This window comes from Aquibium microcysteis (genome assembly GCF_014495845.1).
Taxonomy (GTDB): Bacteria; Pseudomonadota; Alphaproteobacteria; order Rhizobiales; family Rhizobiaceae; genus Aquibium; species Aquibium microcysteis.
Genome location: NZ_CP061080.1, coordinates 3,160,070 through 3,180,406 on the forward strand (window position 1 = coordinate 3,160,070; position 20,337 = coordinate 3,180,406).

20 protein-coding genes, 1 riboswitch and 1 other annotated feature are annotated in these 20,337 nt (G+C 67.6%); of the genes, 7 read left to right on the forward strand and 13 right to left on the reverse strand.

The genetic code is table 11. The annotated features are described in order from the left end of the window. Positions 1-14: 14 nt before the first annotated feature. Positions 15-1,097, reverse strand: coding sequence for a DegT/DnrJ/EryC1/StrS aminotransferase family protein (locus tag IAI54_RS14775; protein ID WP_187967930.1), 1,083 nt, complete (start codon positions 1,095-1,097; stop codon positions 15-17). A 10-nt stretch (positions 1,098-1,107) separates the two neighbouring features. Then, a complete protein-coding gene (locus IAI54_RS14780; RefSeq protein WP_187967931.1) occupies positions 1,108-2,193 on the reverse strand; it encodes a 2'-deoxycytidine 5'-triphosphate deaminase in 1,086 nt (361 codons plus the stop codon). A gap of 93 nt (positions 2,194-2,286) precedes the next feature. Continuing rightward, positions 2,287-2,364, forward strand: a riboswitch (SAM riboswitch). 47 nt (positions 2,365-2,411) lie between these two features. Here IAI54_RS14780 and IAI54_RS14785 point away from each other — a divergent pair. Next, positions 2,412-3,599: an O-succinylhomoserine sulfhydrylase gene (locus IAI54_RS14785; protein WP_187967932.1), complete on the forward strand. Its 1,188-nt coding sequence runs from the start codon at positions 2,412-2,414 to the stop codon at positions 3,597-3,599. Positions 3,600-3,692: 93 nt separating this feature from the next. Next, positions 3,693-5,165, forward strand: a complete 1,473-nt coding sequence (locus IAI54_RS14790; RefSeq protein ID WP_187967933.1) for a hypothetical protein — start codon at positions 3,693-3,695, stop codon at positions 5,163-5,165. A gap of 7 nt (positions 5,166-5,172) precedes the next feature. On the opposite strand, the gene IAI54_RS14795 is transcribed toward IAI54_RS14790, so the two are convergent. Genes IAI54_RS14795 through IAI54_RS14805 form a run of 3 tightly spaced genes read right to left on the reverse strand, consistent with a single transcriptional unit; the run spans position 5,173 to position 6,620 of the window. Next, positions 5,173-5,664 (reverse strand): GNAT family N-acetyltransferase, encoded by a 492-nt coding sequence (locus tag IAI54_RS14795; protein ID WP_187967934.1) that lies wholly within the window; start codon positions 5,662-5,664, stop codon positions 5,173-5,175. After that, positions 5,661-5,966 (reverse strand): type II toxin -antitoxin system TacA 1-like antitoxin, encoded by a 306-nt coding sequence (locus IAI54_RS14800; RefSeq protein WP_187967935.1) that lies wholly within the window; start codon positions 5,964-5,966, stop codon positions 5,661-5,663. The genes IAI54_RS14795 and IAI54_RS14800 overlap by 4 nt, the downstream gene beginning before the upstream one ends. Positions 5,967-6,014: 48 nt before the next feature. Continuing rightward, positions 6,015-6,620 carry a CDP-alcohol phosphatidyltransferase family protein gene (locus IAI54_RS14805; protein ID WP_187967936.1) on the reverse strand — a complete coding sequence of 202 codons (606 nt, stop codon included), beginning with the start codon at positions 6,618-6,620 and terminating at the stop codon, positions 6,015-6,017. Between the two features lie 131 nt (positions 6,621-6,751). Between IAI54_RS14805 and apaG the strand changes: the two genes are divergently transcribed. After that, positions 6,752-7,144: a Co2+/Mg2+ efflux protein ApaG gene (apaG, locus tag IAI54_RS14810; RefSeq protein WP_187967937.1), complete on the forward strand. Its 393-nt coding sequence runs from the start codon at positions 6,752-6,754 to the stop codon at positions 7,142-7,144. Positions 7,145-7,147: 3 nt separating this feature from the next. Here the strand turns inward: apaG and IAI54_RS14815 are convergent, their stop codons facing one another. Genes IAI54_RS14815 through IAI54_RS14825 form a run of 3 tightly spaced genes read right to left on the reverse strand, consistent with a single transcriptional unit; the run spans position 7,148 to position 10,267 of the window. Beyond that, a complete protein-coding gene (locus IAI54_RS14815; RefSeq protein ID WP_235679409.1) occupies positions 7,148-8,122 on the reverse strand; it encodes an Hsp33 family molecular chaperone in 975 nt (324 codons plus the stop codon). Positions 8,123-8,129: 7 nt separating this feature from the next. Further along, positions 8,130-9,059 (reverse strand): ornithine carbamoyltransferase, encoded by a 930-nt coding sequence (gene argF / locus IAI54_RS14820; protein WP_187973164.1) that lies wholly within the window; start codon positions 9,057-9,059, stop codon positions 8,130-8,132. Positions 9,060-9,076: 17 nt separating this feature from the next. Further along, a complete protein-coding gene (locus tag IAI54_RS14825) occupies positions 9,077-10,267 on the reverse strand; it encodes an aspartate aminotransferase family protein (RefSeq protein WP_187967939.1) in 1,191 nt (396 codons plus the stop codon). A 416-nt stretch (positions 10,268-10,683) separates the two neighbouring features. Here IAI54_RS14825 and IAI54_RS14830 point away from each other — a divergent pair, with 416 nt between their 5' ends. Next, positions 10,684-11,196 (forward strand): GcrA family cell cycle regulator, encoded by a 513-nt coding sequence (locus IAI54_RS14830; RefSeq protein WP_187967940.1) that lies wholly within the window; start codon positions 10,684-10,686, stop codon positions 11,194-11,196. 58 nt (positions 11,197-11,254) lie between these two features. Here IAI54_RS14830 and phoU read toward each other — a convergent pair whose 3' ends face one another. Continuing rightward, positions 11,255-11,968, reverse strand: a complete 714-nt coding sequence (gene phoU / locus IAI54_RS14835) for a phosphate signaling complex protein PhoU (protein ID WP_187967941.1) — start codon at positions 11,966-11,968, stop codon at positions 11,255-11,257. Between the two features lie 126 nt (positions 11,969-12,094). After that, positions 12,095-12,150: a sequence feature (sul1 is cis-regulatory element that is thought to sense ions involved in sulfur or methionine metabolism; They are found in Alphaproteobacteria), on the forward strand. Between the two features lie 69 nt (positions 12,151-12,219). Here phoU and IAI54_RS14840 point away from each other — a divergent pair. Then, positions 12,220-13,704, forward strand: a complete 1,485-nt coding sequence (locus IAI54_RS14840; protein WP_187967942.1) for a SulP family inorganic anion transporter — start codon at positions 12,220-12,222, stop codon at positions 13,702-13,704. Between the two features lie 12 nt (positions 13,705-13,716). Beyond that, on the forward strand, positions 13,717-14,565 hold the full coding sequence (locus tag IAI54_RS14845; RefSeq protein ID WP_187967943.1) for a universal stress protein: 849 nt from the start codon (positions 13,717-13,719) through the stop codon (positions 14,563-14,565). A gap of 58 nt (positions 14,566-14,623) precedes the next feature. Here IAI54_RS14845 and IAI54_RS14850 read toward each other — a convergent pair whose 3' ends face one another. The 3 genes from IAI54_RS14850 to IAI54_RS14860 form a co-directional block, all read right to left on the reverse strand. Next, on the reverse strand, positions 14,624-15,214 hold the full coding sequence (locus IAI54_RS14850; protein ID WP_187967944.1) for a PRC-barrel domain-containing protein: 591 nt from the start codon (positions 15,212-15,214) through the stop codon (positions 14,624-14,626). Between the two features lies 1 nt (position 15,215). Next, complete coding sequence (locus IAI54_RS14855) at positions 15,216-15,521, reverse strand: hypothetical protein (protein ID WP_187967945.1); 306 nt, start codon at positions 15,519-15,521, stop codon at positions 15,216-15,218. A gap of 131 nt (positions 15,522-15,652) precedes the next feature. Beyond that, positions 15,653-16,915 (reverse strand): ATP-binding protein, encoded by a 1,263-nt coding sequence (locus IAI54_RS14860; protein ID WP_187967946.1) that lies wholly within the window; start codon positions 16,913-16,915, stop codon positions 15,653-15,655. A 110-nt stretch (positions 16,916-17,025) separates the two neighbouring features. Between IAI54_RS14860 and ppk2 the strand changes: the two genes are divergently transcribed. Further along, positions 17,026-17,925 carry a polyphosphate kinase 2 gene (gene ppk2, locus IAI54_RS14865; RefSeq protein WP_187967947.1) on the forward strand — a complete coding sequence of 300 codons (900 nt, stop codon included), beginning with the start codon at positions 17,026-17,028 and terminating at the stop codon, positions 17,923-17,925. Here the strand turns inward: ppk2 and IAI54_RS14870 are convergent. Beyond that, positions 17,844-19,871 carry a glycosyltransferase gene (locus IAI54_RS14870; RefSeq protein WP_187967948.1) on the reverse strand — a complete coding sequence of 676 codons (2,028 nt, stop codon included), beginning with the start codon at positions 19,869-19,871 and terminating at the stop codon, positions 17,844-17,846. The genes ppk2 and IAI54_RS14870 overlap by 82 nt on opposite strands. Between the last annotated feature and the right edge of the window lie 466 nt (positions 19,872-20,337).

The window sequence follows — 20,337 nt, forward strand, 5'->3', positions numbered from 1 at the left end:
CCGACGCCTCCGCGTCACGCGCGGGGCGGCGCCACGATCAGGTAGCGGTTGCGCAGCGCGATGACCGCGCGGCGACGACGTCCGGCCAGCGCCTCCGGCGGCAGATGGTTGGGCCATGCCTGCGCATGCAGCCCCTGTGCCTGCAGGGCGGCGATCGCGGCGCGCTGCGTCGGCTCGTCGGCGCAGGACACCGAGAACCAGCACGGCGTGGCGTCCGGATGCGGCTCGACGAGAGCCGCCCCCGGCAGCGGCGCCAGAAGCGTGCGGAGCCATCGCTCGAACAGCAGACGGCGCTGCGCGATCAGCCGCGTGCGGCCGGACCCGACGAAGCCGGCCAGCCGTCGCAGGGCGTAAGGGCTGACGTTGGGTTCGCGGAAGATCGTGGCCCGCGCGGTTCCGGGCAACCGCCGGACCGGCGGCCTGCGGCCGACATGCAGGTGCGGCAGGTGACGGCGCAGGAGACGCTCCCACCGTTTCAGCCGCCATCGTGTCGGATCGGGATGGCCGCCCGCCGACGCTAGCAGCGCCGACTCGACCGGGGCGCAATCGGCCGGGTCGCGCACGACCAGCAGACCGCCGTCCGGTATGTCGAAGAACTTGTGGGGACCGAACAGCAGGAAGTCGCCCCACTGCCCGATCCCCTGAACCGGCTGGAGGATCTGCGTGGCGTCCTCCACCAGAAGCGCACCGCGCCCGTCACAGAACAGGCGCGCCTCAGCGGCCGGGCCTGCCCGACCGAAGAAGTGGACGAGGACGAGGACGTCGGGGGGCGACACGACGGCGAGCTCCGCACAGGCCGGCCAGTCGGGTTCGAGGTCCGGCGTCAAGGGATAGGCGACGATCGCCGCGGTCCCGTCGCGCAGGAGGTCGAGCGCCTCGTCGCAGAAGAACTCGGGAATCCAGAAGACCGGCCGGCGCCGCATCTGCGCGCGGGCGCAGGCGGCGACGAGCGGGAAGGCGTGGCTGACCTGCGACAGCGGATAGAGCGCGGCGCAGCCCGAGAGCCAGACGGCGCGGATCGCCGCGAGGTCCCGCTCGCGCGCCGGCTGATCGCCCGGTCCGCGACCGAACCGCATGCGGGACCGGCGGAAGCCCATGGCGAGCCCCTCAGCGGAAATGCTTCGAGAGCTTGAGGCCCTGTGCCTGGTAGTTCGAGCCGAGATCGCTGCCGTAGAGCGCGCTCGGGCGCTCCAGCATGTGCTCGTAGACGAGGCGGCCGACCGTCTGGCCGTGTTCGAGGATGAAGGGCACCTCGTGGCTGCGCACCTCCAGCACCGCACGGCTGCCGCTACCGCCGGCCGCCGAATGGCCGAAGCCGGGATCGAAGAAGCCGGCATAGTGAACCCGGAACTCGCCGACCAGCGGATCGAAGGGCGTCATCTCGGCGGCATAGGCCGGCGGCACGTGCACCGCCTCGCGGCTGACCAGGATGTAGAACTCGTCGGGATCGAGGATCAGTTCTCCGTCGGGATGGGCATGCAGCGGCTCCCAGAAATCGGCGACGTCCTGCGCGCCGCGCCGGTCGACGTCGATCAGGCCGGTGTGGTGCTTGCCGCGGTAGCCGACCAGCCCGTTCGCGTCGCCCTGAAGGTCGATCGACAGCGCAATGCCGCCGCCGGTCACGCTCGGATGGTCGGCCGCCACCAGCGTGTCCGTGCGGTGGAGTTCGGCGAGTTCCGGCTCGGTCAGAATGGCGTTGCCGGTGCGGAAACGGATCTGCGACAGGCGCGAGCCGGTGCGCGCGACGATCGGGAAGGTGCGCGGGCTGACCTCGAGATAGAGGCCGCCGCGATAGCCGGTCGCGATCTTGTCGAACTCGGGGCCGAAGTCGGTCATCACGCGGGTGAAGATGTCGAGCCGCCCGGTCGAGCTCTTCGGATTGGCCGACGCCGCAATACCGGAAGGCAGCGCCAGGCTCTCCAGCAGCGGCACGATGTAGACGCAGCCGGTCTCGAGAACCGCGCCGCCCGTCAGGTCGATCTCGTGCAGCTTCAGCCGCTCCAGCTTGTCGGCGACCCGCCGACCGGGACCCGGAAGGAAGCTGGCACGGACGCGGTAGGCCTTTTCTCCGAGACGCAGATCGAGGCTCGCCGGCTGGATCTGGTCGGCGTCGAGCGGACGCGATGCGGAAAGGCCGCCTGAGGAAAACAGCGTCGCGATCGCGTGGTCGGGAAGAATGCCGGTGCTGCGCAAGGTGATGCCGATCCTCATCCGCCCGGGTGGCAGGGCCGTCCGACGTTTAACGTCGGCAAACGTTGACGCAAGGGCGCTGGAGGTCTAAGGGGAAGCTTATCCCGTGGTGATTTGGCCGGTCGGCTTGCAGCCACGTTAAACAAGTCGCTAAAGGGCCGAGGGGAAACCGGCTTGCGACTTCGCGGCCGGTTTTTTTGTGCGCTGAAGGCAGGACGACGATGGGCGAGACGAACAGGAACTGGAAGCCGGCGACGCAGCTGGTGCACGGCGGGACGCAGCGTTCGGGCTTCGGCGAGACCTCCGAGGCGATCTACCTGACGCAGGGATTCGTCTACGAGACCGGCGAGGCGGCGGAAGCCCGCTTCAAGGGCGAGGCACCGGGCTTCATCTATTCGCGCTACGCCAATCCCACCGTCGACATGTTCGAGAAACGCATGTGCCTGCTCGAAGGCGCCGAGGATGCGCGCGCCACCTCGTCGGGCATGGCGGCGGTGGCCGCGGCGTTGCTCTGCTCGGTGAAGGCGGGCGACCACGTGGTGGCCTCCCGGGCGCTGTTCGGCTCCTGCCGCTGGATCGTCGAGACCCAGATGCCGCGCTACGGCGTCGAGACCACGCTGGTCGACGGCCGCGACATGGCGCAGTGGGAAGCGGCGGTGCGGCCGAACACCAGGCTGTTCTTCCTCGAGAGTCCGACCAACCCGACGCTGGAAGTGGTCGACATCGCGGCCGTGGCGAAGATCGCCAATGCGATCGGTGCGCGCGTGGTGGTCGACAACGTCTTCGCCACGCCGCTGCAGCAGAAGCCGCTGGAGCTCGGCGCCCATGTCGTCGTCTATTCGGCGACGAAGCACATCGACGGCCAGGGCCGCTGCCTCGGCGGTATCGTGCTGTCGGACAAGAAGTGGATCGACGAGAACCTGCACGATTATTTCCGGCACACCGGCCCGAGCCTTTCGCCCTTCAACGCCTGGACGCTGCTGAAGGGCCTGGAGACGCTGCCGCTGCGCGTCAGGCACCAGACCGAAGGCGCGGCGAGGATCGCCGACCATCTCGCCGGCCATGCCGCCGTCGAGCGCGTGATCTATCCCGGCCGCAAGGACCACCCGCAGGCGGACGTGATCGCGCGCCAGATGACCGGCGGCTCGACGCTCGTCTGTTTCGAGGTCAAGGGCGGCAAGGAAGGTGCCTTCCGGTTCCAGAACGCGCTGGAGATCGTGCTGATCTCCAACAATCTGGGTGACGCCAAGAGCCTGATCACGCATCCGGCCACCACGACCCACAAGAACCTGACCGACGCCGCCCGCGCCGAACTCGGCATCAATCCCGGCACGGTGCGCCTGTCGGTGGGGCTGGAGGACGTGGGCGACCTGATCGAGGACCTGGAGCGGGCGCTGGCGACGGTGTAGCCAGGCACGCGGGATGCGCGCAGACGCAGACGACCGCCCGTCTTTCTTGCAGCACCGTCCTGAAGTATAGCTGGTGCAACAAGGGAGATCCGAATGCGCCGTGGCCTGCCATTTTTCATCTTCCTCGCGGTCACGACCGCGCCGGCGCCCGCGCAGACCGTCGACGACGCGGGTGCGGCCCGCATCGTCGAGTCGCTGTCGCGCTATGTCGGCCGGTCGGCGTTCGAGAAGCGGGTGCTCGACGTGTCGGTCGACGGCGACGCCTACCGTCTGACGGTCGACTTCGACGCCCTTGCCGCCATGGCGCCCGAAACCGCATCGCTGTCGCTCGACCTGGACCCCTTCACGGTCCGGATGAAGCCGCAGGCCGACGGCACCTTCGCCGCCTCGGGCGCCATAGCGCCGAACGGTTCGCTCAGCTTCCGGACGCCGGCGACCGAACTGTCGCCCAGCCTGAGTTCGCGGGTAGAGTGGAGCCTGGAGCAGAGCGGGTTCACGGGCGTATTCGACCCCGAACTCGCCACCTTCTCGGTTGCGCAGGGCACGTACCGCGGCCTGCAGATGGTATCGTCGGACGACAACCAGCGGACCGACATCGCAAGCGGCTCAGGCACCTTCGAGACGACCGCGGCCCGTTCGGCCGGCGGAGGCGTCGATTACGAGACGCTGCAGACTATGGTCGATGTCGCCGAGACCGTGACCATGCGGGCCTTGCCGGACGGACCGCAGATGTCGTTCTCCCTGACGTTGCCAAAGTTGACGGCCGCAACGGAAGCGAAGGGCTTCCAGGTCTGGCCGCTCCTCGACATCGCCGCATTCGCGGTCGCCCATGCAGACAAAGCGGCAGTGGCGGCCGATCAGGCCGAACTGAAGCGGCTGATCCTGGCCGCGCTGCCCTTCTGGGACAGGATTTCCGTCGGCTACGACGCGAGCGATGTCACGGTCGAGACGTCCGTCGGGCGTTTCGGCATCGCCAGTCTCGAGTTTGCCTTGGCGATCGATGGCGCCGCCGACGATGGTGCGGTCGACTACGGTTTCGGCTTCAAGGGCCTGAGCCTTCCGTCCGGCCTCGCCCCGGCCTGGAGCGCGCCGCTGGTCCCCACCGACGTCAGTCTCAACTTCGGCGTCCGCAACCTCAATTCGGAAGAAACGATCCGCCTGCTCGTCGACGCGTTCGACCTCGATCGGCAGCCGCCGATACCGGATGCGGTCGGCCAGGACATCATGGCCGAGTTCCTCGGCGACCCGCCGGTCTTCGTCATGGAGCGGAGCCTCATCCGCAACGGTGGGATCGAGATCGCGATGACGGGCGAGATGCCGTTCTCGCTCGGCAAGCCGAGCTTGACCGCCACCATCGAGATGGCGGGCTTCGAGACGGCCGCTTCCGCGCTTCAGGCGGCAGCCGCCGTCGATCCCGGCGCGCAGCAGGCGTTTCCCTTCGTGCTCGCCGCCCAGGGGCTCGGCCGGAAGCTGGAAAACGGGCGGCTGCAGTGGGTCGTCGAACTCAACGGCGATGGCTCGATCGTGGTCAATGGCGCGCGGCTCAAGGGTCCGGATCCGATCTGACCGCGCCTCATCGAGCCGTCTCGATGTCGGCCAGGCGAACCAACAGCGTCATCGGATCGAGCATCGACGGCTCGAAGCCGAGCGACAGGTAGAACTGCCGCGCGTCCTCAGAAATGGCATGAACGAGCATGCCGCGGATTCCGATGGTGTCGGCGGCTCGCCGCACGCGGTGCGCAGCGTCGCGGAACATGGCGCTGCCCAGTCCCCTTCCTTGCCATTCGCGATCGACCGCGAGGCGGCCGAACACGACGATCGGAATTGGGTCGGGCATGTTGCGGCTGATCCTGCTGGAAGCCGCGCTCAGGACCACCGCGCCGGACGCCAGCGCACAATAGCCGACCACGCGCGTTCCATCCGCGACGACATAGGTGCGGGAGGCGCCGCTCGCCTGATTGAAGCGCGCACGCCGTTTCAGCCAGTCGTCGAGGCCGTCGGCTCCCGAGGCGAACGCCGCGAAATCATGAGCCTCGCCGAGTGGTCCGGGGGCCTGCAGGCTCACGGCTGTTCCCAGGGCGCCTTTCGAGCCAAGACGTGCCGCAGCCTCTCACTCGGCGCAGATGGCAAATCGAGCCTTTCGCAGAAGGCTGCGAAGGCGTCCGGATCAGCCAGCCACAGCGTGCGATCACGCAGAGTTTCCTCCGCCGCCCGGCGGGATGCCTCCAGCACGAAGTCGGAGCGGGACTTGCCGGCGAGTTCGGCAGCCTGATCGATCAGGCTGCGCAGGTCCGGCCGAATCCGCAGGTTCAGCGTGTCGCGGACGGGACGCGACACCTTCTCGGTCGGCTTCGATGTGGGTTGCATCGTCATATGGGGTACTTGGCAAACCGTAACGCCATTGCCATTACATCGCTACCCGAACTGCCGCCCCGCCAGCACGATGCGCGACAGCGCGGTATAGAAGCACACCGCGGCAAAGACGTAGGCGAGCAGGGGGAACCAGGCCGGGACCAGGCAAGCGAGAACGAAGACCGCGATGGTCTCGGTCGCCTCGGCGAGGCCCGTGGTGAAGAAGATCGACTTCTCGCCGCGGGCCACGGTCGACAGCCGGCGCCGCTCGGCCAGGATGGCGAAGGCGAGGAAGCTCGCGCCGTTGACGTAGAAGGAAAAGACCAGCACGGCCGCCGGCACCGCGTTCGCCCCCGGATCGGCCAGCGCGAAGCCGAGCGGGATCGCGCCGTAGAAGAAGAAGTCGAGCACGATGTCGAGATAGCCGCCATAGTCGGTCTTGCCGCGGATCCGCGCCACCGCGCCGTCGAGCCCGTCGCCGATGCGGCTGACGACGACCAGCACGAGCCCCAGGAGGAAGAGCTCGAAAGCGATCGCCACGGCCGCCAGGGCACCGATGGCGAAGGCGGCGAGCGTCACCGCATCGGCGGAGATCCCCGTGCGGGCGACGAGCCGCGCGAGCCGCTCCAAGGCGGGATCGATCCGGCGCCGTGTCCAGCCGTCAAGCATCGCGCCCGCTCTGCGCCGCCGCCGTCCCGGCCCTCCCCATTTCCGTCACGGTTCGGCTGGACTGTCGGCCATTGACGGCGCGGCCTTCGTCGGCAAGAGAACGGGACGTCGGCCCGCCCGGAGCATCGGAAATGTATCGGTCCATCACACGCAACATCGAGGTCAGCGTCGAGCCGTTCTATCTCGACGACCGCTCCGACCCGTCGGAGAGCCACTACGTATGGGCCTATCGCGTGACGATCGCCAACCACTCCGACGAGCACGTTCAGTTGATCTCGCGCTACTGGCACATCACCGACGGCACGGGACGGGTGGAAGAAGTGCGCGGTGCGGGCGTCGTCGGCGAGCAGCCGGCACTCGATCCCGGCGACAGCTTCCAGTACACCTCCGGCTGTCCACTCGCGACGCCCTCGGGCATCATGGTCGGGCGCTACACCATGCGGTCGCGGTCCGGCGAGACGTTCGAGGTGGACATCCCCGCCTTCTCGCTCGACCTTCCGAACGCCGCCCGGACGGTCAACTGAGAGCTACTGCTTCCCGACGAACTCCGCCGGGTCGAACGTATATTCGGTCGAGCAGAACTCGCAGGTGACGCGGATCGTGCCGTCCTCGATGCTGTCGACGATCTCCTCGGCCGTGAAGCCGCTGAGCACGGCATGGATCTTCTCGCGCGAACAGGAGCAGTCGTCGGCCACCGGCACGCCCTCGAAGACGACGACGCCATGCTCGTGGAACAGGCGGTAGAGCAGCCGCTCGGTGCCGATCGTCGGATCGAAGAGTTCGTCGGGCGCCACCGTCGCCAGAAGCGACATCACTTCCACCCAGGCGTCGTCGACCATGCTGTCGTCGATCTCACCGTCGTCGCCGTCGCCGCCCGGCAGGTCCGGCATGCGCAGACGCTCCGGCGCCTCCGGCAGGAACTGCGCCAGGATGCCGCCGGCGCGCCAGCTCTCGCGGCTGCCGTCCGCGCCGGGCAGCACCTGCCGAGCCACGGCAAGCCTCACCTCGGTCGGGATCTGCTCGGACTGGCGGAAATAGGTCCGCGCGACCTCCTCGAGCGAAATGCCGTCGAGCTGGACGATGCCCTGGTAGCGCTGCGTGTGGACGCCCTGGTCGATGGTCATCGCGAGGATGCCCTTGCCGAGCAGGTCCTGCGGTTCGGTACGGCCCTGCGCCTGCGCCTCGGCGAGCCGTTCGGCATCGAAGCGGGCATAGGCGCGCATCGATCCCGGCGACGTGAAGTCGGCCACCAGCATGTCGACGGGTCCGTCCGACTGGGTCTGCAGGATGAACTTGCCGTCGAACTTGAGCGAGCTTCCGAGCAGGGCCGTCAGCACCACGCATTCGCCGAGCAGCCGGGCAACCGGCTCGGGATAGGCGTGGCGGCCGAGGATCTGATCGAGCATCGGCCCGACCTGCACGGCACGGCCGCGCATGTCGAGCGGCGCGACCTGGAACGGCACGACGACGTCGTCGCCCGCGAAGCCGAACTCGCCGAGCATGGTCCCGTCAGCCAAGGGCGGCTCCCGACAGGCACCAGGCGAGGACCGCCTTCTGCGCATGCAGACGATTTTCCGCCTCGTCGAACACGACCGACTGCGGTCCGTCGATCACCTCGTCGGTCACCTCCTCGCCGCGATGCGCGGGCAGGCAGTGCATGAAGAGCGCCTCCGGCCGTGCGTGGCGCATCAGGTCTGCATTGACCTGGAAGGGTTGAAAGACGTTGTGGCCGCGCGCGCGGTGCTCCTGGCCCATCGACACCCAGGTGTCGGTGACCACGCAGTCCACGCCCGTCACCGCCTCGACCGCATCGTCGAAGAAGCGCACGTCCGCGCCCTCGCCCCGCGCCCATTCGACATAGGAAGCCTCCGGTTCGCTGCCCTTCGGCACGGCGACGTTGACCCCGAAGCGGAACCGCGCGGCCGCCTCGATCAGCGAGTGCAGCACGTTGTTGCCATCGCCGGTCCAGGCGAAGCGCTTGCCGGTCACCTCACCGCGATGTTCCTCGTAGGTCATGACGTCGGCCATCAGTTGGCAGGGATGCGTGTCGTCCGTCAGCCCGTTGATCACCGGCACGGTCGCGTTCTGCGCCAGTTCCATCAACCGGTCGTGAGAGGTCGTGCGGATCATGATGACGTCGACGTATCGCGACAGAACCTTTGCGGTGTCGGCGATCGTCTCGGACCGCCCGAGCTGCATCTCTGTGCCGGTCAGCATGATGGTCTCGCCGCCCAGCTGGCGCATGCCGACGTCGAAGGAGACGCGTGTGCGGGTCGACGGCTTGTCGAAGATCATCGCCAGCACCTTGCCATCGAACGGCCTTTCGCGCTCGCCGGCTTTCAGCCGCGCCTTGCGCGCCTTGGCGTCGTCGAGGATCAGGCGCAGATCGGAGGCCGAAACGGCCGAAAGATCGGTGAAGTGCCGCGGCTTGCCATTCATCATCATGCTGTTCCCGGTCAATGGCCCGGCGCGCCCGACGCGAGCTTCGCGGCCGCCGAGCGGATCCTGACGAGACCCTCGCGGATGTCGTCGTCGGTGAGGGTGAGCGGCGGCAGCAGGCGCACGACGTTGTCGCCGCCGGGCACGGTCAGCAGCTTCTCCTCGCGGAAGGCCATGTTGACGCCGGCGTTCGGCATCCGGCATTTGAGGCCGAGGATCAACCCGATGCCGCGGATTTCCTCGAAGACCGCGGGGAACTCGTCGACGATGGAGGCGAGACCCTGCTTGAACAGCAGAGCCTTGCGGTTGACCTCGTCGAGGAAGCCGTCGGCCAGCACGACGTCGAGCACCGCATTGCCCACCGCCATGGCGAGCGGATTGCCGCCGAAGGTCGTGCCGTGAACGCCAGGCGTCATGCCGCTCGCGGCGGCGTCGGTCGCCAGGCACGCTCCCATCGGGAAGCCGCCGCCGATGCCCTTCGCGATGGCCATGATGTCAGGGACGGCACCCGACCATTCATAGGCGAAGAACTTGCCGGTGCGCCCCACGCCGCACTGCACTTCGTCGTAGATCAGGAGCAGATCGTTATCGTCGCACAGCTTGCGCAGCGCCTTCAGCGTCTCGGCGGGAACCGCACGGATGCCGCCCTCGCCCTGCACGGGTTCGATCAGGATGCCGGCGGTCTCGCCTGTGATCGCCCTCTTCACCGCCTCGATATCGCCGAGCGCGACCTGGTCAAAGCCCTCGACCTTCGGGCCGAAACCTTCGAGATACTTCGGCTGGCCGCCGGCTGCGATGGTCGCCAGCGTGCGACCGTGGAAGGCCCCCTCGAAGGTAATGATCCGGTACTTCTCGGGCTTTCCCTTCACGAAGTGATAGCGCCGCGCCGTCTTGATCGCGCATTCCAGCGCCTCGGCGCCGGAATTGGTGAAGAACACCTTGTCGGCGAAGGTGCTGTCGACCAGCCGCTCGCCGAGCCTGCGCTGCTCGGGCACCTCGTAGAGATTGGACGTGTGCCACAGCTTGCCGGCCTGCTCGCGCAGCGCCTCGACCAGGTGCGGATGGCCGTGTCCGAGCGAATTGACCGCGATGCCGGCCGCGAAGTCCAGATATCGCTCGCCGCCCTTCGTGATCAGCCACGCTCCCTCTCCGTGATCGAACGCCAGCGGCGCCCTCGCAAAGGTTTGATAAAGCGCAGAACCGCTCATGCCAGACTGCTCCGGAACCGACCTTGCCGAACGTTCGCCCCCCCACCCGCGCGGCGGCAGGACCACCAAATCAAAAAGCCGCCCCCGGGGCGGCCTCTTCCACCATCATATCGGGGTTTTTCGTCGCGAAGTCAACGGACGCGGCCGTCTCGCGACCTTCCCACGGCCTTCGCGCCTTCATGACGGCTTTCCCTTGCGGCAGGGCCGCAAGTTGGGGAAAACTGAAAATTCCGATTCGGCGTCCGGACCCGACTCTTGTCACGGAGTCACCGGGTATTGTAGCTTGCGGCTACGAAACGACTAGATTTCGTGCGGCGGACCAAAATCACCCCGAGTAATTGATGCGTCCTCCTGGCGTCGCCAGGGTTGGCATGGATTCGGATTCCTCGGCGGGCACTACCCAGGAGCCTATTTGCATGAACTGGACAGACGAGCGGGTCGAACTTCTCCGAAAACTGTGGGCCGAGGGTCTGAGCGCCAGCCAGATCGCTGCGCAGCTGGGTGGAGTGAGCCGAAATGCCGTGATCGGCAAGGTCCATCGTCTGAAGCTGTCGAGCCGCGGCCGTGCCGCCCCCGCGCAGGCCCGCCAGAAGAAGCCCAAGCCTGCAGCGCCGAAAGCTGCCAAGCCCGCCGCCCCTCCTCCACGCCCGGTGCCTCAGACCGTGGGCGCCACCGCCCTCAAGGTGGAGTTCGAGCCCGAGCCGGCACCGCGTCCCGTGACGCGCACCGACGACGGCGTGGTCGTGCCGATCTCGCGCCGCCTGAAGCTCGTCGAATTGAGCGATCGCACCTGCAAGTGGCCGAACGGCGATCCGCTGAACGAGGACTTCCATTTTTGCGGAACCGCCTCCAAGGACGGCAGCCCCTACTGCGCCTATCACGCCCGCCTCGCCTACCAGCCGGTCTCCGATCGACGGCGCGCGCGCTGACGCCGCCAGCAGCAGCCGCTGATGGAGGGAAGGCGGCCGGACGGACGACGGTGGTTTCTCAGCCGCCGCCGAGGCTCACCCGGTGCGTCTTGTCCTCCTTGGGGCGGTCGATCGGCAGCTGCTTGCCGGCGATGATGTGATAGACGGTCTCGGCGATGTTCGTCGCGTGGTCGCCGATCCGCTCGATGTTCTTGGCGCAGAAAAGGAGATGCGTGCAGGGCGCGATGTTGCGCGGGTCTTCCATCATGTAGGTCAGGAGCTCGCGGAACAGCGACGTATACATGGCGTCGATATCGTCATCGCGGTCGCGCACCAGGCTGATCCGGTCCACCGAGCGCGTGGCATAGGCGTCGAGCACGTCCTTCAGCTGCGTCAGCGCCAGTTGCGCCAGGGCCTCGATCCCGCGCGACAGCCGCACCGGCTGCGGCGTGTCGGCGATCGTCAGCAGCCGCTTGGCGATGTTCTTGCCGAGGTCGCCCACCCGTTCGAGGTCCGACGAGATGCGGATCGCGCCGATCACGGCACGCAGGTCGTCGGCCATCGGCTGGCGCCGTGCGATGACCACGATCGCCTTCTCGTCGATCTCGCGCTGGCCCTCGTCGAGCATGATGTCGTCGGCGATCACCTTGCGGGCGAGGTCGAGGTCGTGATGCACCAGTGCCTGCACCGCCTGCTCGACCATGCGCTCTGCATGACCTCCCATGGCCGCGATGCGGCCGGCCAGGAACTTCAGTTCCTGCTCGAAGGCGTTGACGATATGAATGGACTGCATGGCCGGTTCTCCACCCGAATCACGATCTTATACGGCCTCGTCATGACCGGAAGACGAAAAGGCGGGATCGGAGTGCTGCGATTGATGTTGCATCGCAGCACGGGTTCCGCATACTAGGGGCACTCGCAAGGACCCGGTGAAATTCCGGGTGGCTCTTCCGGCCGCCGACCCGCCGGACCACAGAACCGCCAGCCCGCTCCTGATCCATGGCCATGCGGCCACGGCGGTTCCGTCATCTTTCCCGGATTTCCATGAATTCTCTTTCCGCCTACCGCGACGAGTGGTTCGGCAACATCCGCGGCGACCTGCTCGCGGGCCTCGTCGTGGCGCTCGCGCTCATCCCCGAAGCCATCGCTTTTTCCATCATTGCCGGCGTCGATCCGAAGATCGGCCTCTATGCCTCCTTCTCCATCGCCGTCGTCATCGCCTTCACCGGCGGTAGGCCCGGCATGATCTCGGCCGCGACGGCCGCCACCGCCGTCCTGATGGTGACGCTGGTGAAGGAGCACGGCCTGCAATACCTGCTGGTCGCGACCGTCCTCGCCGGCGCGATCCAGATCGCCGCCGGGCTGTTTCGTCTCGGCGACCTGATGCGCTTCGTCTCGCGATCGGTCATCACCGGCTTCGTCAATGCGCTGGCGATCCTGATCTTCATGGCGCAGCTGCCGGAGCTGATCGGCGTGCCCTGGCTGACCTACGTCATGGTCGCGGGCGGCCTCGCGATCATCTACCTCTTCCCGTATGTTACCCGGACGATCCCTTCGCCGCTGGTCTGCATCCTCGTCCTCACGGCCATCGCACTGGCTTTCGGCATGGACATCCGGACCGTCGGCGACATGGGCGAACTGCCGACGACGCTTCCGGCCTTCCTGCTGCCCGACGTACCCGTGACGCTGGAGACCTTCCTGATCGTTCTGCCCTATTCGGCGGCCGTCGCGGTGGTCGGCCTGCTCGAATCCCTGATGACGGCGTCGATCGTCGACGAACTGACCGATACCGGCAGCGACAAGAACCGCGAATGCGTCGGCCAGGGCACCGCCAACATCGTCACCGGCTTCCTCGGCGGCATGGCGGGCTGCGCCATGATCGGCCAGTCGGTCATCAACGTGAAGTCGGGCGGGCGCGGCAGGCTGTCCTGCTTCGCCGCCGGCGTCTTCCTGCTCATCCTGTGCGTCGGCCTCGGCGACTGGGTGTCGATCATTCCCATGGCGGCGCTCGTCGCCATCATGATCATGGTCTCGATCGGGACCTTCTCCTGGTCGTCGGTCAGGAACCTGCGCGACCATCCGCGCCGCTCGTCGGTCGTGATGCTGGCGACCGTCATCGCCGTCGTCTTCACCCACAATCTCGCCATAGGCGTCCTCATCGGGGTGCTGCTCTCGGGTCTGTTCTTCGCCGCCAAGGTCGCCCAGATCTTCCGTGTCACCTCCACCGTCTCGCCGGACGGCCGCGAGCGGTCCTACCTCGTGGAAGGCCAGGTGTTCTTCGCCTCGGCGGACCGGTTCCTGAAATCCTTCGACTTCAGGGAGGCGGTGGACAAGGTCCGGATCGACGTCAGCCGGTCCCACATCTGGGATCTGACAGGCGTCGCGGCACTCGACACCGTCATTCTCAAGTTCCGGCGCGAAGGCGCGGATGTCGAGGTGATCGGCATGAACAAGGCGAGCGCGACGCTGGTCGACAGGCTGGCGATCCATGACAAGCCGGGCGCGCTCGACCAGCTGACCGGCCACTGAGGGAGGAAGACCATGTCCAGGATAGTCGCCTTCGTCGACGGCTCGACCTATGCCGAGAGCGTCTGCCGCCTCACCGCCTGGGCGGCGGCCCGCATGGAGCATTCCGTGGAAATCGCCCATGTGCTGGGCCGGCGTATGTCGGGCTCCTTCGATCTCAGCGGCAGTCTCGAAGCGGACCAGCGGTCGGCATTGCTCGAAGAATACGCCCGCCTCGATGAGCAGCATGCCAGGCTGGCGCAGGCCAAGGGACGCGCCCTGCTCGACACCGCCCGCACCATCGTCGCCGCCGGCGGCGTGGGACAGGTCGAGACCCGGCTGCGCAACGGCGACCTGATGGAGGCCCTCGCCGATCTGGAGAAGGATGCGGCCATGGTGGTCGTTGGAAAGCGCGGCGAAGCCGCCGATTTCGCCCGGATGCATCTCGGTTCGAACCTCGAACGCATCGTGCGCACCGCGACGCGGCCGGTGCTGGTCGCCGCGCGGGCCTACACGCCCTTCGACCGCTTCCTCATCGCCTTCGACGGCGGCAGGAGCGCCAACCGCGCCGTCGACTTCGTCGCCTCCGGCAGCCTGCTGAAAGGCATGAAGGCGACCGTGCTCTCCGTCGGCGCCGACACGGCCGAAAACCGCTCCCGCCTCGAGACTCCCGTGCGCCGCCTGCGCGGGGCGGGCTTCGAGGTCGAAGGACTGCTCCGCCAGGGCGAACCCGACGAGGTAATCGGTGCGCATGTGGAGACGCAGAGCATCGGCCTCCTCGTCATGGGTGCTTATGGACACTCGCGCATCCGCAGCCTGGTCATCGGCTCGACGACCGAAGCGATGGTCCGCCGCTGCAAGGTGCCGGTCCTGATGTTCCGCTGACGCGAAAAAAGGGCCCCGCCGATGCGGGACCCTCCTTCATGCGACGGAAGCACGTGGCTTAGCCGGCCTGCCAGTAGGCATCCGTAGCGCGGCGCTCCTCGGTCATCGTCTCGGAGCCGCGGAAGCGGTCGGGATCGATGGACGGCGCCTGCTGGAGCTCGGCTTCGCTTCGGTCGACGACGATGGTGTCGAGCCCCGGCGTGGCGCGGACCTCGCTCCACGGAACGGCGTAGTGATCCTCGCCGATCCCCAGGAAGCCGCCGCGTGCGACGATGACGTAGGACGCTTGGCCGGTCTGCGGATCAATCACCACGTCGCTGACGCTGCCGAGATTCTCGTCCTCGACATTGCGCACGTCGGTGCCGGTGATGTCGTCGATCCGGTAGGAAGACATCCCGTCACGCCCGGACACCGGCTCAGCCAGCGCGAGCTGCTCCTGGCGCCAGGTCGCGACCGACGCGGGATCCACACCGGCATCCTGCAAACGCTGCGAATAGCCGTCATAGACATCGTTCATCCTGGCGACGACATACTGGCATCCTTCGCCGTCACCCCGATGGGCAAGGACACGGGCAGCGCTGTAGAGCGCGCGGATCTGGTAGCGCGGCGCATCGATCCCCACGACGGAGCCACGCGGATCCGCGCCCATGTCACCGGTCCCGCTGGCCGTGCCGGCGCCGGGAACGGTCGTGGACGCGCCACCCGTTGCCGGCGAGGTCGTCCGCGGGCGTCCGGGTGGACTGCGGACCGGGGGGTACGCCATAGGCGCCTGTGCCCCAGCCGGTGAGCCAGAACTCGTTCTGGTTCATGCGCTCGGCAAAGTCGTTCATCTCGAAGATGCAGGCTTCGGAGATCTGGGTCCCGGTCTGCGGCGAGGTCTGGGCGATCGCCGGCGCGGAGAGGATGGCAATGCCGCCGGCTGCGATCGCGGTCGTGGATGCTAGTTTCAGGAACATGGCTGCTCCTCCTTTTTCTGGAGGGTGAGTGGGCACGAATATGTGCGGAGGTCTCCCGGTCAACCGGTCCCATCCCGAATTGTTCCAGCCGGAAAGATCGCGTGTTCGACCGCGCCGACGGTTCCCGCGCCTTACTTCCCCGGAAACTGCACCGTGAACGACGCACCTTCGCCCAGTGTCGAGCGGATGATCAGCCGTGCGTCGTGGCGGGTCAGGATGTGCTTGACGATGGCGAGGCCGAGGCCGGTGCCCTTCTGGGTGCGGCTGGTGTCGACATCGACGCGGTAGAAGCGTTCCGTCAACCGCGGGATGTGCTCTTCGGGGATGCCCGGCCCGAAATCGCGCACCGTGACCCGCGGGCCGGCGGCCCCCTGTCCCCTCTCCACCGTCACCACCACGCGCTTGCCGTCCTGGCCGTACTTGATGGCGTTCTCGAGCAGGTTCTCGAACACCTGGATCAGTTCGTCGCGCATGCCGCGCAGCGTGACCGGCTCGGCCGGATAGACCCTCTCGATCTCCACCCCGCTTTCCGATGCCAGATGGCGCAGCGCATCGACCACGCCGTCGATCAGCGCCTTCAGGTCGAGCGGCTCGGCTGGCGCCGAAGAGGACTTCATCTCCAGCCGCGACAGCGACAGGAGGTCGTCGATCAGCCGCGCCATGCGGCCCGTCTGGGTCTGCATGATCTGCAGGAACTGGTCGCGCGCCCGTGCATCGTTGCGGGCCGGGCCGCGCAGCGTCTCGACGAAGCCGGCGATCGAGGCCAGCGGCGTGCGCAGCTCGTGACTGGCATTGGCGATGAAGTCGGAGCGCATGCGGTCGATGCGGCGCATCTCGCTCTGGTCCTTGAACACGAGCACGAACAGCCCGCTGCCCTGCCCCAGGGCCGCACCGGCGACGCGGAACCAGCGCTCGATCGGCACCTTCTCCACGTAGTCGCCGGAAGACGGCCCGCCGGCGTCGGCGAGCAGCTGGGCGACGAGGCCCTGGAGTTCCGGAGTGCGGAAACGCAGCGTCAGGAGCGTGCCCGCGTCGAGTTTCCCGAAGGCGGCGCGCGCGGCCGCATTGGCATTGGTGATCATGCCGTGCCGGTCGAACACGATCAGCGGATCGGGCACGGCTTCGGCGAGTTCGCGGGCCGGGTGGCCGTCGAGCCCGATCACCGCGGCCGCCTTGGCCTCGCTCTTGCGGAGCCGTGCGGTGCGGTGCGGTGCGAGCACGGCGACCGCCGCGATGCCGGCGAAGGCCAGCGCCTGCCAGAGCGGCGAAACGCCGCCGGCCAGGCCAAGCCCGCCGATCGCGGCGGCCGAGGCCATCAGTACCCAGCGCGTCTCTGCCAACCGCGCCACGACGACGCGTCCCCCGGCCGGCGTATCGCCCTCGGTCTCGCTCATCGCATACTCCGCCGCCGCCCCGTTCCCGTCGTCCTGCCCGCCCGCCCCGGCTGGACGGAGCGCGGGTCGCTCAATAGCATGCCGGCATCCACCGTGAGGAGATTTCGGAAATGCCGTCGCGACCAACGCCGCCCATGCCGCCCAACGAGCCGATCCGCATCGTCGTCGACGGGAAGGAGCGCGTCTTCGACATCGACGACCCGAAGCTGCCCGACTGGGTGGAGGACAAGGCGATGTCGGCGGGCGGCTATCCCTACGACAAGAAGATGGACAAGAAGGACTACGAGGAGACCTTGGAAAACCTCCAGGTCGAGCTCGTCAAGATGCAGTACTGGCTGCAGGCGACCGGCAAGCGCGTCATGATCCTGTTCGAGGGCCGCGACGCAGCCGGCAAGGGCGGCACCATCTTCGTCGTGCGGCAATACATGAACCCGCGCTCGGCCCGCAACGTCGCGCTGACCAAGCCGACGGAGACGGAGCGCGGACAATGGTACTTCCAGCGCTACGTCGCGCAGTTTCCCACCGCCGGCGAATTCGTGACCTTCGACCGCTCCTGGTACAACCGCGCCGGCGTGGAGCCGGTCATGGGTTTCTGCACGCCCGAACAGCACAGGCTTTTCCTCGAGGAGACGCCGAAATTCGAGCAGATGATCGTCGACGAAGGCATTCATTTCTTCAAGTTCTGGCTCAACATCGGCCAGGAGACCCAGCTCGAGCGTTTCCACGACCGGCGCCACGATCCGCTGAAGGTGTGGAAATTCTCGCCCATCGACCTCGCCGGCATGACGAAGTGGGACGACTACACCCGCGCGCGTGACCGTATGATGAAGCACACCCACACCGACCATGCGCCGTGGACGGTGCTGCGGGCCAACGACAAGCGGCGTTCCCGGCTCGCCGCCATCCGCCGCATCCTGAAGACGCTGCCCTATGCCGGCCGCGACGACTCCGTGATTGGCGAGGAGGACGGCAAGATCGTCTGCTCGGGTCCCGACATCGTGGGCAAGTGACGGCGAAGACGGGCGAGGAGCGACGCGCCTGCGAAGCCCTGTCCGCCGGGCGCCGCCTCGCGGCGATAGCGCCGGTGCGGGGTCTTGGCCCAGTGGTGCGGATTGCGTGCAAGCTCGAACACCGCGCGGTACCCGACCACCGACAGCATCATCCAGTAGGCCGGCGTGAGCAGCGCCGCCTTCCAGAAGCCGGCGCGCTCGCTCTGGTCCAGGCTCGACCACGACAGCAGCAGCTGCGCGCCGTAGCCGCCGATCACATTCATCGTCGCGAGCCCAAGGACGATGGCCTCATGTTGCGGCAGCGCGCCTTCGACGACGAGCCTGAACGCGAGCCCGACGGTGGTGACGAGAAGCAGCGGGTGCAGCAGCGCCGAAACCACGACGCCGCCGATCAGCAGGTGGAAGATCGCGAAGGAGCCCGGTCCAAGTTCGCGGCAGAGCCGCCCCGGCATCCGCATGTGGACGAGCCACGTGTGCAGGAAGCCCTTGAACCAGCGCGTCCGCTGCCGGAACCAGATCGGCAGGGTTTCGGGGGCGTCCTCCAGCGTCGGTGGTGAGATCACCCCGACCCGATAGCCGAAGCGCGCGAGCCGGACGCCGAGATCGGCGTCCTCCGTGACGTTGTGCGGATCCCATCCGCCGACCTCTTCCAGCACGGCGCGCCGAAAATGGTTGGACGTGCCGCCGAGCGGCATCAGGAGGTCGCGTTCGGCCAGCCATGGCAGCAGTCCGCGAAAATGGGCGGCATATTCGATCCGGAACAGGAAGGGCAGCACGCCGAAGGCAGCGTTTGCGATCTGCAGCGGCGCCTGTACGCAGGCCAGATCCTCTCCGCCGGCGCGAAGCGCGTTCCACGCGGCCCGCAGCTGTTGCGGATGCGGCCGGTCTTCCGCATCGTAGAGCGCAACGAGATCCCCGGTGCAGGTGGGCAGGGCGAAGTTGAGCGCCTTCGGCTTCGTGCGTGGCTGTCCCGGGGGGACTCGCACGATCTCCACCCAGGACCGCAGCGCATGACGCTCCAGGGCCGAGAGCGTCCCGGTATCGTCGGCCTCGCAGACGAGCTTCACCTCGAGACGGCTGCGCGGCCAGTCGATGCGGCCGAGGGCGGCGAGCAGGTCCGGTACGACGTCCGCCTCCCGGTGAAGGGCGATGAGGATGGAGTAGACGGGCAACGGCGAGCCATCGTCCGGGATGTCGGCGGCAGCGGCGAAAGGGCTGCGCTGCGCCCCTGCGAGCAGCCTGAGGCCGACACAGCCGAGGAAGAGCAGCGTCAGCACTCCCGAAAGAGCCAGTACCGTCGTCTTCGGCGCGGCATAGAGGAGCATCGGCACGCCCGCCAGGATGAGCCCGGTCGCGAAAGCCTGCCAGGGATTGGTGACGAAGCGCGCGGAAAGGTCGGGCGTGCGCCCGAACAGCCCGAGTGACGCTTCGCGTGACAAAGCCGGTCCGGCCCGCACCATCAGCGCCGCGCGCAGTGCGCCCGGGGTCGCCAGCACGAGGCGTCGGGCCAGCGCGGGCGCACCGCGGAGCCGCGCGCGCAGGCTCCCGAGGTCGAGATGGAAAGGAGCGACGACGAACAGCGCAGCGCCTCTTCGGCCGCGCAGCGTGACGGTGGCGTTCCGGCGCATCCCGCGCAGAACGGTGATGGCCTGGCTCTCGTCGATCACGAGCCGGTCCGCCGGCACGTTTGCAAGGAACCGGAGGCCGAGCGCCTTCGCCACCGCGGCGCACAGGAGGTCTTCCCGCACGCGCCCGGAGGCCAGAAGTTCGGCGTGGAAGCAGGTGCGGTTCGCCAATGCCCGCTCCGCGATCAGCCTGGCCATCCGGTCGTCGATGGCGAGCTCGCGGAGGACGTCCGCCCAGTCGTCGAGCAGCCGCAAGCGGACGTCGAGGCTCGTCTTTTCGAGCCGGTCGCCGACGATCCCGTCGATCGGAACTGCCTGCACGGGATGCACTTCGCGGCTTGCGGATCTTTTCCGCGTCCACGCGTCGCCCATCGGTCCCCCTTCGGATCCGCCCCGATCCGCCGTCAGTCAAGGCGGTCCGAACGGCGTGCGACGACGACTCTGCGGTCGCCGGTTCGTCGCAGCTCCCTGACTGTGGTTTCCTTTCGCTCCTCAACCCAGTCTAGAAGACCGGCCTACACTTGTCGATATTGATGTACAATCATTGCGTGATTTCGCGAATGCAAGAAAAACCGCAAACGGATGGAGAGGTCTCGCCCGCTGAACCGCCGAAGACAGGCCCGGGGACGTTTGCGAAAGCATGCCGGCCAAGGATCCCGGCGGGCCGTCGGGATGATGCCCGATGGCGCGTTGCCCGCCTTGCCGCCGGATCGGCTGACCTGCTATCGAGGGCTGTCGTCCGTTTGCCCCCGAGGCGGCCGGCAAAGGGAGAATGGCAGCTGTCTCG